This is a genomic window from Microbacterium gorillae (assembly GCF_050990725.1).
In the GTDB taxonomy this organism is placed as follows: domain Bacteria; phylum Actinomycetota; class Actinomycetes; order Actinomycetales; family Microbacteriaceae; genus Microbacterium; species Microbacterium gorillae_A.
In genome coordinates this window covers 569,281-582,432 of record NZ_CP158844.1, presented here as the reverse complement: position 1 = coordinate 582,432, position 13,152 = coordinate 569,281, and the positions used below count along the sequence as shown (strand labels likewise).

The following is a 13,152-nucleotide window of genomic DNA, read 5'->3' as shown; positions in this document are numbered from 1 at the left end:
AACGGCCCGGTGGAAGATGGAAACCGCCTCTGCGATGGCACTCAGAGATGCGTTTTCCCGCTTCCCGCGCGCCGAAGCCCGGATCAGGCGAGCGTGAAGTCGGCGAAGCTGAAGCCCGGCGACACCACGCACGACACCAGCGCTTCCTCCGTCGCGGGGATCGTGCGCTGCCACGTCCCTGCGGGCACCAGCACCTGCGGGTTCGCGGCATCGAGCACGTGGACGGGACCCTCCTGCGGGCTGTCGCCGTCGCCGCCGTGCTGCACGCGGACGGATCCGGGACCGTGCCACAGCCAGATCTCATCGCTGTTCACCACGTGCCAGGCCGATGCCTCACCCACCGGGAGCAGGAACAGGATCATCGTGGCCGCCGGGCGGACACCGCCATGCGCGGGCACCTCGACCGGGGCAGTCCACGTGCGTCGATACCAGCCGCCCTCCGGGTGCGGTTCGAGCTGCAGGTCCGCCGCGCGTTGCGGCACGGCGACCCACTCGATGAGCTCCCCGTCGGGCGTGCGGCGGGCCACGCGGCCATCGTTTTGCGTCATGCGTTCTCCTTTGCGAAGGACGTCTCGCCGGCGATCACGGTGCGGATCGCGCGTCCGGCACCGTCTTCGGCGAGTGCGGCCAGGCCGTCCGCGACGCCCGCCTCGCGATCGAGATCGACGTCGTCGAGCCGGAAACAGGCGAGGTCGGCGCGCGCACCCACTGCGAGGTAGCCGGTGCGATCGGGCCCCACGTCGAGGCCCATCGCGTGAGCACCGCCCAGGGTCGCCGCCGACAGCACTCGTTCGTGGAGATCGCGGTCGGCATAGCCCTGCGCGCGGGCGATGCGCACGAGCGCCGCCACGTCTGCCATGAGATCCAGCGACGGGCTGGAGGACAGCGAATCGGTACCGACCGCGACGGCGCTGCCCTCGCGGAGATACGCGGCAACGGGCGGCGCGTCGAGGCCGATCACGTCGTTCGAACGCGGGCACAGCGCCACCGACGTCCCTCGAGCGCGCAGCAGCGCACGGTCAGCGGCGGTCATGTAGACGCCGTGCGCCACGTGGCAGTCCGGGCCGAGCACCCCGAGCTGATCCACGAACTCCGTGGCGCTGGCACCGAAGCCGGCTGCACGCAGGGACTGGAAGCTCTCCAGCTTCGCGAAGCGCCACGGATCACCGGGATCGGTTCCGGGGCGCTCCCCCTCGAACGCGCTCTCGCCGAGGTGCAGGTGAGTGCGGAGCCCGCGAGCGCGGACGATATCGGGGATCTCCAGCAGCGGTTCGGTATCCAGCGAGTACGGTGCATGCGGCGACAGCCCGGCGCCGGGAACGGGTGGGATCCGATCGAGCTCGGCGATGATCAGCTCACGTCCGCGGGCGGCCCAGGCCTCATTGGTCCAGCTCATCACCTCCCAGTACGTGATGCCCCCGAGTCCTGTCTCCCCGAGCACGGGCAGCGCCGCGGCATCGGTCACGATGTCCGCCACGGACGTGATGCCGGCGCGGATCATCTGCCGGGCGCCGGCCACGGCATCCGCATGCCAGTCGTGCGGGCGTTCGTACACCGCGTCGAACGCGTCTGCCCAGTCGTCGAAGCCGGCGTATCGTCCCTGCCCGACCTCGGCCATTCCGGAGTACTGCAGGTGCGAGTGGGCGTTCACCAGGCCGGGAAGGAGCGCGCCCTCCACGCGGATCTCGTCGAAACGCTGGCCGCGATCGGCGAGCATGTCGCGCACCCAGGCACGCTCGCCCACGTGGAGGATTCGTCCGTGTCGCACCGCGACCGCTCCGTCCCGCATCGCGGGCGCGGTCATCGGCACCACCAGGCGGGCGGAGTACAGGGTGATGTCGCTGGCGTCGGTCATCGCTCTCTCGGGTTCAGGCACGCTCCGCGAGAAACCCATGCGCGGCCGAGAAACCCCGCAACGCGGGGTTTCTCGGACTTGCTTGGGTGTTTCGCGACGGGGTCATGGGGTCGGGGTGGGGCGCGCGTCGGGGAAACGCGCGGGGAGCCAGTCGGCATCGAGGGCGGACGATGCCGAGGCGGGAACGGGCCGGTCGAGCAGAAGCGCGGCGATGGCCTCGTCTTCGGCGGGAGGAAGCGGGTGCACACCCGGATCGGAGAATGCTCCTTCCGCGAGCAGTCGTGCAGCGGCGAGCTGTGCGGCGAAGGAGTAGTCCATGATCTGCACGGGGTTGCCCTCGGCTGCCGTGATGTTTATGCAGCCGCCGCGGTCCAGTACGAGGACAGCGTGCGCATCGTCCACCCGCAGGCGCTCCACCTTCGGCGCCAGTGCGGACTCCCACGTCCCGCCCGACAGCTCGATCTCGTCGATCACTCCGCCCGCCACCGCGAACACCGTGTCGACGGGTGCCATGCGAAGGAGCTCTGCGGGCACCGTCTTCGCCACCCCGGTGGCCGAGATGACGATGCCGCCGCGCGCGACGGCATCGTCGGCCCTGGACGTCGCATAGCCAGCGGAACGCGCTTCGAGCTCCCGCACCGGGTCGTGCTCCACGACCGTCACCTCGCCGCCGAGCGCACGCGCGTGCTGCGCGACACCCTCGCCGACGGGGCCGTAGCCGATCACCGTGACAGGCGATCCGGCGAGCCCGCGATCAACGCCGTCCAGCAGGTCCGCGATCGCGAATACACAGGACTGACCGGTGCCGTAGCGGTTGTCGAAACGCGTCTTCATGCGCGCATCGTTGACGGCCACGACGGGAATCGTCAGCGCCTCGCCCATCGCCCGCAACGGACGCAGACCGCTCGTGGTCTCCTCGGCGGCGCCGCGGAGCGAAGTGCCGTCGAGCTGCGCCAGGCGGATCAGGTGCGATCCGTCATCCAGCAGGAAGTCGAGACCCTCCGCGAGGAAGGCGCGGGCGTTGATGAGTTGCTTCGACTCGTCGGTGGAGGCGTGGACGGTGAACCCGCGACGGCGAAGAGCGTCGGCGACAGCGGGATCGGTCTCGTCGGCGTGCGCGTAGAGCACGACGTGCGCGCCGGCTTCGCGCAGGAACAGTGCCAGGTTCGCCGTCTTGGGTTCCAGCACCATGCTGATGCCGAACGTCGTGCCTGCGAGCGCGTCGCCCAGGCGCCGCGTCTGTGCCGCGCAGGCGGGCATGAAGTCGTGCGCCCACTGCAGGCGGGCGTCCGCGTCGCCGACATCAGTCGTCGGGATCCGTCGAGCACCCGGCGGCAGCACGTGGACCAGCCGTCCGGCCTCACGAAACGCGAGGAACGGGCTCCGAGTGTTCGCACCGTGCACCTGCGCCCCGGGTTCGTAGGCAGCGACTTCACCGCATTCGATGACAACGGCGCCGTCGGCAAGGTCATCGACGGAGAGGCGAACACCGGCATCGCCGTCAGCGTAGACATACTGTGCGTCGCCGATGTCGCAGATCACGGCACCGAGACGACGAAGCAGACCCTGGAGCGCAGGGTGGGCGGGCACCACCGCGGTGCGCTGCCCGGAGACGACGAGGTTTCCCGCCGCGGCGAATCGGCGGACGATTCGTTCGGGCGCTTCGTGCACCCCTCCAGCGTACCGACGCCGACGTCAGGCGGGAGCGAGGACGAAGCTGAACGACCCGGTCGCGATGGATGCGACCAGCGCGATTGCCGAGATCAGCGCGGCCACCACCATGAGCGCCGCATCCGCACGCCCGAAGGGCGAGGGGCGCGACCAGCTGCGCGCATTCGACGAACCGAAGCCGCGGGCCTCCATGGCGGTCGCGAGCTTCGTGCCGCGACGGATCGCCAGCACGAACAGCGCGAAGGCCGTGCCCAGCACCCGACGGATGCGTCCCTGATCGGCGACACCTCGCGCGCGGCGGGCGAGTCCGAGCGAACGCACGTCATCGGTCAAGAGCCCGAGCAACCGCATGCCGGCGAGCGCGCCGAGCACGAATCGACTCGGCAGCCTCAGCCGCTGCGCCAGCGCGTCGGCGAGGTCGGTCGGGTCGATGGAGGCGAACAGAGCGATGGAGGGCAGCCCGATGGCGAAGAGTCGAAGGGTGGTGGCGAGCGCCAGCTCCAGCGAGCCCTCGCTCACGTGGATCGCGCCCCACTCGAACAGCACAGCGCCGGAACTGCGCCCGTACAGGCCGATGCCGACCGCGGCCGCAGGAGCGGCGACCCACACCGGGATCGTGCGGAAGAAGAACTCGCGTGGACGGAGCCCCGACGCGAATACGAAGCCGAGTCCGAGCAGTAGCGCGACCGATGCCGAGACGACGTCGAGGGTGAGGATCAACGGCAGCGCGAGCAGCAGAGAGGCGCCGAGCTTGGCCAGCGGCGATCGCGGCGCGATGGGACCGCCGCGCTGGCGGGTGGTGGTGCCCACGGGAATCGCGAGGGTCATGCGTCCACCCCCACGCGGATGGTACGGGCGTGCAGCGCGGCGAGCACGTCGGTGTCGTGCGTGACGGCGAGGATCGCACGCCCCTCGTCACGCAGCTCCGCCATCAGGGCGACGAGTTCCGCCCACGTGACCGCGTCCTGCCCGAAGGTCGGCTCGTCCAGTGCGATCACTTGTGGACCGGTGGCGAGCACGGCGGCGACGGTCAACCGGCGCTGCTCCCCTCCCGAGAGCGTGTACGGGTTGGCGTCCGCGAGGCGGTCCAGCCGCAGGCGTGAGAGCAGTTCATCCACGCGGGCGCGGATCTCCGCGTCGGAACGCTTCAGTGCGCGCAGCCCCACCTCCAGCTCGCCGCGCACGGTGGTCGACAGGAGCTGGTGCTCGGGCTCCTGGAACACCATCCCGATCCGCGTGAGCAGCTCGCGCGAGCGCCACCGGAACGGGTCGCCGCGCAGGCCGTCGGACAGGTCGGCGGCCGCGGTCACCGTGCCCGCCGTGGGTCGGATGAGACCGGCGAGAGTGAGCGCCAGCGTCGACTTGCCGGCGCCGTTTCGTCCCACGATGCCCAGCGCCTCGCCGGCCCGCACGTCGATGTCGAGCGGGCCGGCGACGGGATGTCCGGCCACGCGTGCGACGGCCAACTCCCGGGCGCGAACCAGCGTTGCGCCCGGAGCAGACGCGGGAGGGGCAGGGCGACGGGGCGGATGATTCGGCACCCAGACGCCCGCTGCAGCCAGCTCGGCGCCCCGATCGCCCAGCACGCGCTTCACCGGGCCGTCGGCGATCACCCCGCCCTCGCCGAGCACGATGATCCGATCGATCAGTGGGAGCCAGGTTTCGATGCGATGCTCCACCACCAGCAGGGTCGCGCCGGTGGACTCCAGTGCCCGACGGACCGCGCCCTGCACCTCGGCGACGCCCTCCGGGTCCAGGTTCGCGGTGGGTTCGTCCAGGACGATCGCGCCCGGCTGCATCGCCAGCACACCAGCCAGTGCGAGGCGCTGCTTCTGCCCTCCGGACAGCGCCGACGTGGAGCGGTCCAGGGCCACGTCGAGCCCGACCTCGTCCAGCGCCTGACGCACGCGCATCGGAATCTCCTCCGCCGGAACGCCGAGGTTCTCCGGTCCGAAGGCGACATCATCGCCTACTCGCGACAGCACCGCCTGTGTGTCCGGGTCCTGCAGCACCAGCCCCACTCGACCGCGGACGGCAGTGGCCGGGGATCCGTCGACGAGGAGCTCACCACGGGCCTCACCCTCGTCGTCGCCGCCGAGCACGCCACCGAAGGCGTGCAGCACCGTCGACTTGCCGGATCCCGAAGCACCCAGCAGCAGCACGCGCTCCCCCGGCTCCACCCGGAAGGTCACGTCCGCCACTGCCCAGGCCCTGCGGGTGGCGTAGCGCCACCCCCAGGCCCGTGCCTCCAGCGCCACCGCCGTCATCGCGGCCGATTCAGACGCGCGCGGTCGCTTGACGACCGGCCGCGAAGCGCGAGAGCGCGCCGGTCTTGGCCAGCGCCTTCGTGATCAGCCAGCTGCCGACTCCCGCGATCACCGCACCAGAGATGGTGGTGCTGATGATGTAGACGGTTGTGAACAGCGAGTCCATGCCCGCGTACCAGAGGATGCGGTCGTTGATGCCGCAGGCGAGGCCCGCGGCTGCTCCCGCGAGCGCAGCCACCGGCAGGTTCCACACGCGGTACAGGAACAGCAGGAAGATGAGCTCGGCGCCCAGCCCCTGCACAGCACCGGAGATGACGGTGAGACCGGACCACTGCGCTCCGAGGAGCGCGGAGATGGACGCCGCGACGAGTTCGGCGTAGATCGCCGCGCCGGGCTTGCGCACGATGAATCCGGCGAGCACGCCGGCGATCAGCCAGGGCCCGGCCAGCAGTCCCTGCACGCCGGGAAGCAGCGGCTTGAGGAGCGCAGACGGCCCCTCGTAGGCGACGTTCCAGATCAGGAACAGGGCGGCGCAGGCCACCGCGATGACGCTGGCCACGACGATGTCGACCACCCGCCAGCGGGTGTCGATGCGGCGAGCCGCCGCGTGCAGCTGTGAAGACGTGGATGAATGCACGAAAATAATCCCTTCCTTCGCCGGCATGACCCGGATCAGGTTCGACGGTCGAAGCGCGATCGCTTCCTCTCAGCCCTCGACGAGGACTCCCGTGGTGTCCCCCGAGTATAGCCATCCGCGAGCGCAGTGGTCCGGCCGGGGACCCGGACTGTCATCGGGAAGGTGCCCGTGATCTCTCGATCACGAAGCGCAGGCGGTCCGCAGCCAGCTCTCCGCTTCCGCTTCCGCACCCACCGCATCAACGGTGTTGACGACGACGTCCGGCCTGATCGGACCGTCGATGATGGTGCCCTCGGCGTCAACGTAGTGCGCAATGCTCACGATCAGCATGCTCTCGTCGCTCAGGATGAACGTCTGGTTGCTCGTCGTCAGTCCGGCGGTCTGCTGGCCGAAGAATCGGACGTGGGGATTGCTGCGCAACGACAGGGCGACGAGTTCGGCCGCGCTCGCGGTCTGCGGGGAGATGAGCACCGCAACGGGCACATCGCTCACCGGCCGTGCGACCCGTGGCTCGCCCATGACGTCGATGTACCCCGTGCCGGAAGACACGATCCACTGCTCATCTCCGTGACGATCCCGGAACCCCGCAACTGGGCCGGCGGGGAGCAGCGGTGCAATCGTGCTCAGCATCGGCCACGTGTTTCCGCCACCGTTCTGCCGAAGATCGACAATCCATCCGCAGCTGGTTGCGGAAACAGCGTCGTCAAAGGCGGAGACCCCTGCCGACCGATAGGTGGCGACGGTGGCGTCGCTGAACTGGGCCAAAGACGGCACAATGACGGTCGAAATTCCGTCGGCCGTCATCACTGACGGAGGAATCGCCATCCTCCTCGGAGCTGACTTCCACCTCCTCTCGAGTCAAGTAACCGGAGTGGGCTCCTCCCGCGGAAAGCGCAAGCCATGCGATCAACGCCTGCGCTTGAGACATGGATGATCCGACGGAGCGTTCGGCAGCGATGGCGGCTGCTGCTTCCCACTTCTCGCCCTCCGCGAAGAGCGCTTCCTTTCCCAGCACGGCCGTTGCCTCGGCGACGAGCCGCTCTCCCGCTGTTGCTGTTGCTGTTGGACCAGGCGCGCTCTGCGGTGTGCATCCGCAGAGCAGAGCCACCGCGGCGACCGCACACAGACGCGCGAGCGCACGAACAGGTCTGCTTCGTCGCCCCCTCATGCCTTCACCATAGACAACGGTGATCAGCGCGGGCGGGTGAGGCCCATCATCCGCCGCACCAGGCGGCGTTCGCGGAGGATCATCGCCGCGCCGAGCAGCCAGAGCGGAACCTGCGTCAGCATCGCGAGGCGGAACGCGTCCAGGCTGTAGTGGGTCGGGTCCCCCGCTCCCTGCAGATCCATCGCCAGCCCGATGAACAGGATCGCGAGCAGCCCGGCGAGGAAGCCGCCGCCGTTGACGATGCCGGTCGCGGTCGACAGCCGGTGCTCCGGGTTGTAGGTGCGCGCGTGGTCGAACGCGATCATCGACGCGGGGCCGCCGGTGGCAAGCGCCAGCGCCAACAGAATCAGGATCCACAGCGGAGCCGGGCCCGGCCAGACCAGCACGATCACCCACATCAGCAGCTGCAGTCCCACGGTGGGCAGCACCAGCATGTTCGAGCGGCGCAGCGGATGACGACTCGACAGCGCGCCGAGGATCGGCCCGACCGCCATACCGAAGACCACGTAAAGGTTGGTGACCACCGAGGCCGCGGAGGTGCTCAGGCCCTCCCCCTCGGTGAGAAAGGGAACACCCCACAGCATGATGAACGCCGTCCCCGCGAAGGGCGTCGTGAAGTGCGACCAGAAGCCGAGGCGCGTGCCGGGATGCGCCCACGCGTCGGCGACGCTCTGGCGCAGGTCGATCGAGGATCGGACCACGCGGATCGCACCGGTGTCCGTGTTGACCGATACGTCCTCCTGCCGCTCCGGCGGGCGGTTGCGGATCACCGCGAACACGAGGATCGCGAACAGGATCCCGAGCCCGGCGAGCGAGCCGAAGGCGACGGACCAGGTCGTCGCGTGCAGCAACGCGGCGAGCGGAACCAGCGCCAGCAGCTGTCCGGCCTGGCCGACGATGCCGGTGAGCTGAACCAGCAACGGCGCACGCTGCGCGGGGAACCAGGTCGCGACGACGCGCAGCACGCTGGGGAACACCGCAGCATCGCCCGCGCCCAGCAGCATGCGGGCGAGGATCGCGATGCCGACGTTGGGCGCGAGCGCCATCACGAGCTGACCGACGGCCATCAGGATCATGCCCGCCGTGATGATCGGGCGCGCTCCCCAGCGGTCGAGCATGAGACCCACCGGAATCTGCGCGAGACCGTAGACGGCGAGCTGCAGCACGGCGAACATCGCGAGCGTGGAGGCATCAGCCCCGAAGTGATGAGCGGCGTCGACACCGACCGCGCCGAGCGACGTCCGGTTCGCGACGGAGAGCACGTAGGCCGCGACTCCCGTGATCCAGATGGCCCAGATCCGCCAGGAGGCTCCGCCTGACTCCGTCATGATCGCACCCGCATGACTCCAGTTTAGTGTGGTCAGACCACAGAGGGGGCCACGCTCGATCTCGTCACGCTGTGCTGGTAGAACGCCCATCCGAACACGATCGTTCCGAGCAGCAGGATCACGCGCGTCAACGTGATCGCTGCCACCACGCTCGCACCCGGCAGGCCGCCCGAGACCAGCAGGCCGATCATCACAAGCTCGTACCCGCCGATGCCGTTCGGTGTCGCCACCACCATGCTCACCACGGTGGCCATGCCGTAAGCCACGAACACGAGGGCGGGATCGGGCCAGAGTCCGAACGACGCGAGACCCACCCAGAACAGTCCCGCATCGCACGCGTGCACGAGGAAGGTCCAGAGGAAGGGCGCCAACAGGGCTCGCGGCTGCTCCATGACGGCGCGCAGCTCGAGGTGGAGGCCGTCGAAGAAGCGCACGAGCACCATCGGCGCCACCAGTTGGGGACGCCCGAAACGACGCCCCACAGCGTTCACGAACGCGGCGAGCCGTCCCGCGAAACGGTGGACCGGACGACGCCGACGCAGCAGGAGCACGCCCCCCACGGTCACGACAAGGGCGAGCACTCCGACTCCGGCGGCCACCCACAGCAGCAGCGGGGTGCCGCGACCACTCACGATCAGCCAGACGGAGCACACCACGAGCACGATGGTGAACGACACGAACGTGACGCCGAACCGAGCAAGTTGGGCCAGTGTTCCTTTCGCCGGCGCCACCCCGAGGGTCGCCAGTTTCCAGCTCGTGTAGGTGATCCCTGCAGCGCCCCCGGAGGGCAGCATGTGGTTGGCGAAGTTGAACTCGAGCGACATCCGCATGGCTGCCAGCGGGTGCAGCCCTCGCAGTTCACCGCGAGCGCGCAGGTAGGAGAAGAGGGACTCCCCGGTGACCGCGAAGCTCGCGAGCTGCACCGGAATCAGGAGCGCCATCACCCAGGGATTCACCTGCGGCAGGCTGTGGAACGCCGCCACCACCGTGGGCCAGGCGCCGATGACGATGGCGATCACCAGCACCGCGGTGATCGCACTGACCCAGAAGCGGGGCGACTGATACCACCGCCGCGTCACGACATGAGTTCTTCCGCCTGCGCCCACCGCTTCCGATTGCCGAAGCGATGCCGCGCCAAGGTCAAGCTGTCGGTGGCGTAGTAGCGCGCCAGCTTCTCCCGGTCGATGGAGCGGAACAGTCGAGCCTTCACCATCATGTTGGGCGAGAACCGCAGGGCGTGCCCGGTGCGCAGGAGTGCAATCGTCACATCGACATCCTCGCTCACCCGGTCATCCCCCATGCTCACCAGTCGGCGCGCGGCCAGCCAGGCGTCTCGTCGCAGCGCGCTATTGAATCCGTAGAGCATGGGTCGCACCCCGATGCTGCGCTGATGCCACAGCCGGAAGCCCCGGTACCACCACGAGAACCAGAATCGCTGCCCGGGTGAGAGCTCGGCGATGGCCGCTCCACCTCCCTGGGCATCGACGTGCGAGGAGCAGAAGTCAGCACGGATCTGCTCGATCCAGTCCGAGCGCACCAGGGTGTCTGCGTCGATTCGGGCGATGACGTCGCACCGTGCCGCATCGAATCCCGTCTGCCGCGCGTAGGTGATCCCCTGACGCTCCTCTCGGAGCACGCGCACTCGCGCGAAGCGACTCGCGATGGCGGCGGTGTCATCCGTGCTGGCGTTGTCCACGACGATGATCTCGTCCGGCAGGTCCGTCTGGAGCAGCAGGGCCGTGAGGCATCGGGCGATGATCGGCGCCTCGTTGTAGACGGGGATCACCACCGAGATGCTCGGCGGCCGGGACTCCTCTGTCGCAGTCATCCCGCCATTCAAACCTGATCAATAGGAAATTGCAGTATGGCTCAGGGTCGATTCGGGGTCCAGCCCAGGGGACCTCTCAGGGTGGAGGCCGCTCCACCAGCACTCCGTCGGCGACGTCACGGTACGTTAGGCGAGTGCACTCTGCCTCACCCACCGGACCCGCCACCCGAGGGTCCGCCGACGCGGCCGCGCTTGTCGCGGATCCCGCGGTTGACGACGCTCCTCCGGCCTCTCCGGAGGAGGTGCCCACACCGAGCGGACCGACGACGCGCGCTCTGGAGTGGGTCGATCCTGCTTCCATCGCCGCGGAGGCGGCAGGCGCCACACTCGTCGCACCGGATCTGCTGACCGGGGTGGGCATGCCCCGCACCCGCAGCGGCTGGATTCCCGGCGGCATCCTGGTGGCGATCGCCGGCGGCTATGTCGCGGCGACGTTGCTGTGGCCGCTCGCCTCCCTGCCGCCCACGATCTCCCCGCTCGCGGTGGAGCCGGTAGCGGCCGACACGCAGCTGCCGACGTGGCCTGTGGTCGGTTCCGCCGCGATCGGCTATGAAGGCGGACCCACGTACGCCTCCACGACTGAGCGAACGCAGATGGCGAGCATCACGAAGATCGTCACCGTGATGACGGTGTTGGACGCGGAGCCGCTGGAGCTCGGCCAGCCGGGTCGCGAGTTCTCCTTCACCCAGTCGGACAGCGATGCGTACTGGGATTACCTGCGCTCGGACGAGTCCGCGCTCGACGTTCCCGTCGATGGAACCCTCACGGAGTACCAGCTGCTCGAAGGGATCATCCTGGGTTCCGCCGGCAATTACACCGACCGTCTGTCGGAGGAGTTCTGGCCCACGGACGCGGACTATGTGGCGGCGGCGGACGCGTGGCTGGCGAAGGTCGGGCTCTCCGATATCACCGTGGTCGAACCGACCGGCATCGATCACGAGAACACGGCCACCCCGGAGGCGCTCATCCGACTCGCGGAGATCGCGCTGCAGAACCCGGTGGTCGCCGAGATCGCGGCGAAGCAGAGCGTCGAGATCCCGGGCGCGGGCCTCGTCACGAACACCAACGGCATCATCGGCGATCCCGGGGTGGTGGGGCTGAAGACGGGAACGCTGGAGGGCTACAACCTGCTGTCGGCGAAGGACATCGACATCGCGGGCACCCGCGTGCGGGCGTACGCCGTAGCGCTGGATCAGGAGAGTTCCGACGATCGGGATGCCGTATCGCGATCCCTCTACGATCAGCTGACCACGCTGCTGACACCGGCAACCGCGGTACCCGCGGGAACCGACGTGGCGACGGTGACAACGGCGTGGGGAGCATCGACCACGGTGCGTACGGCCTCGGACGCCGACGTGAGCATCTGGCAGAAGCTGCCCACGGTCACGCGCGAGGTGAAGCTCGGCGACGAAACGTCAGCGGGCGCGAAGGCGGGCACCCTCACCGTGACGGGAGCGCTCGGTGCCACCACGGTGGATCTGGAGCTGACGGACGACCTTCCTGGTCCCGACGCCTGGTGGCGGCTGACCCATCCCGTGGAGCTGTTCGGGCTGAACTGACCTCACTCGGGGGAGAGCATCTCCACGACGACGTCGGTCTCGATCCAGTCCATGCGCATCGGCTGCGGCACACGGTCGGTGATGATGCGGGTGAGCCGGTCGACGCCCAGCACCGGATGCATGCCGAAACCGGTGAACTTCGTCGCGTCCGCCAGCACCACGACCTCGTCGGCGATCGCCGCCATGGCGCGCTTCGTCTCCGCTTCGGCGAGCGAGACCTCCAGCAGTCCGCGCTCGAGAGACAGTCCGGCGGCTCCGAAGAAGGCCGTCCGGATACGCCCGAAACCGGCGAGCGCACCCGGGTCGGCGCCCGTGGTGGCCTCGCTCGCGCGACGGATCGATCCGCCCATCATCACGATCTCCGCATCTGATTGCGACGACAGCAGACTCGCGATGCGCAGGGAGTTGGTGATCACGGTGAGTTCGCGGCGCGCCAGGAGCTCCAGGGCGAAGAAGTAGGACGTGGTGGATGCGTCGACGGCGATCGCCGCACCGTCGGGGACCAGCCGGGCTGCGGCAGCCGCGATCGCCTGTTTCGAGCGCACGCCCTGGGCGAGCCGGTCACCGAAGGCTCCCTCGACACCGCCGCGCAGTGACCGCACTCCCCCGCGCGTGCGCTCGGCGAGCGCGCGACGCTCCAGGTTCTCGACGTCCTTGCGCACGGTCACGGCCGAGACACCGAGCTCGGACACCAGATCCAGCACGGTGACCTCCTCGCGCTGTTCGAGGATCTCCAGGATCCGCAGTCCGCGATCGTCCGCCTCAGACATCGTCACCACCCTTCTCGGACAGTCTGTCACGAAGTTCGGACTTTCAAACGAAAGCATTTCTATTGACGA

At 69.1% G+C, this 13,152-nt stretch carries 12 protein-coding genes and 1 riboswitch; of the genes, 1 reads left to right on the top strand and 11 read right to left on the bottom strand.

The annotated features are described in order from the left end of the window. Window positions 1-83 precede the first annotated feature (83 nt). From ABTV68_RS02625 to ABTV68_RS02580, 10 genes are all read right to left on the bottom strand, one after another. Window positions 84-548 (bottom strand): cupin domain-containing protein, encoded by a 465-nt coding sequence (locus tag ABTV68_RS02625; RefSeq protein ID WP_433676067.1) that lies wholly within the window; start codon window positions 546-548, stop codon window positions 84-86. Then, window positions 545-1,855, bottom strand: a complete 1,311-nt coding sequence (locus ABTV68_RS02620; protein ID WP_433676066.1) for an amidohydrolase family protein — start codon at window positions 1,853-1,855, stop codon at window positions 545-547. The genes ABTV68_RS02625 and ABTV68_RS02620 overlap by 4 nt, the downstream gene beginning before the upstream one ends. A gap of 102 nt (window positions 1,856-1,957) precedes the next feature. Then, window positions 1,958-3,526: an adenosylhomocysteinase gene (locus tag ABTV68_RS02615; protein WP_433676065.1), complete on the bottom strand. Its 1,569-nt coding sequence runs from the start codon at window positions 3,524-3,526 to the stop codon at window positions 1,958-1,960. Window positions 3,527-3,550: 24 nt separating this feature from the next. After that, the gene (locus ABTV68_RS02610) at window positions 3,551-4,354 is read right to left on the bottom strand and encodes an energy-coupling factor transporter transmembrane component T family protein (protein WP_433676064.1); all 804 of its coding nucleotides are present in this window, start codon (window positions 4,352-4,354) and stop codon (window positions 3,551-3,553) included. Beyond that, complete coding sequence (locus tag ABTV68_RS02605; protein WP_433676063.1) at window positions 4,351-5,793, bottom strand: ABC transporter ATP-binding protein; 1,443 nt, start codon at window positions 5,791-5,793, stop codon at window positions 4,351-4,353. The genes ABTV68_RS02610 and ABTV68_RS02605 overlap by 4 nt, the downstream gene beginning before the upstream one ends. Window positions 5,794-5,803: 10 nt before the next feature. Beyond that, window positions 5,804-6,430 (bottom strand): ECF transporter S component, encoded by a 627-nt coding sequence (locus ABTV68_RS02600; RefSeq protein ID WP_433676062.1) that lies wholly within the window; start codon window positions 6,428-6,430, stop codon window positions 5,804-5,806. Next, a riboswitch (TPP riboswitch) is annotated at window positions 6,426-6,533 on the bottom strand. Its footprint overlaps the gene before it by 5 nt. 77 nt (window positions 6,534-6,610) lie before the next feature. Beyond that, on the bottom strand, window positions 6,611-7,255 hold the full coding sequence (locus ABTV68_RS02595; RefSeq protein ID WP_433676061.1) for a S41 family peptidase: 645 nt from the start codon (window positions 7,253-7,255) through the stop codon (window positions 6,611-6,613). A gap of 366 nt (window positions 7,256-7,621) precedes the next feature. Continuing rightward, entirely contained in the window at window positions 7,622-8,926 is a 1,305-nt protein-coding gene (locus ABTV68_RS02590; protein WP_433676060.1) for an MFS transporter, read from the bottom strand. A gap of 32 nt (window positions 8,927-8,958) precedes the next feature. After that, window positions 8,959-10,005 (bottom strand): lysylphosphatidylglycerol synthase transmembrane domain-containing protein, encoded by a 1,047-nt coding sequence (locus ABTV68_RS02585; protein ID WP_433676059.1) that lies wholly within the window; start codon window positions 10,003-10,005, stop codon window positions 8,959-8,961. Beyond that, a complete protein-coding gene (locus tag ABTV68_RS02580) occupies window positions 10,002-10,754 on the bottom strand; it encodes a glycosyltransferase family 2 protein (RefSeq protein ID WP_433676058.1) in 753 nt (250 codons plus the stop codon). Before ABTV68_RS02580 ends, ABTV68_RS02585 begins: the two co-directional genes overlap by 4 nt. Before the next feature lie 134 nt (window positions 10,755-10,888). On the opposite strand from ABTV68_RS02580, the gene ABTV68_RS02575 reads away from it, so the two are divergent. Then, on the top strand, window positions 10,889-12,313 hold the full coding sequence (locus tag ABTV68_RS02575; protein WP_433676057.1) for a D-alanyl-D-alanine carboxypeptidase: 1,425 nt from the start codon (window positions 10,889-10,891) through the stop codon (window positions 12,311-12,313). Between the two features lie 2 nt (window positions 12,314-12,315). Here ABTV68_RS02575 and ABTV68_RS02570 read toward each other — a convergent pair whose 3' ends face one another. Continuing rightward, on the bottom strand, window positions 12,316-13,083 hold the full coding sequence (locus ABTV68_RS02570) for a DeoR/GlpR family DNA-binding transcription regulator (RefSeq protein WP_433676056.1): 768 nt from the start codon (window positions 13,081-13,083) through the stop codon (window positions 12,316-12,318). Between the last annotated feature and the right edge of the window lie 69 nt (window positions 13,084-13,152).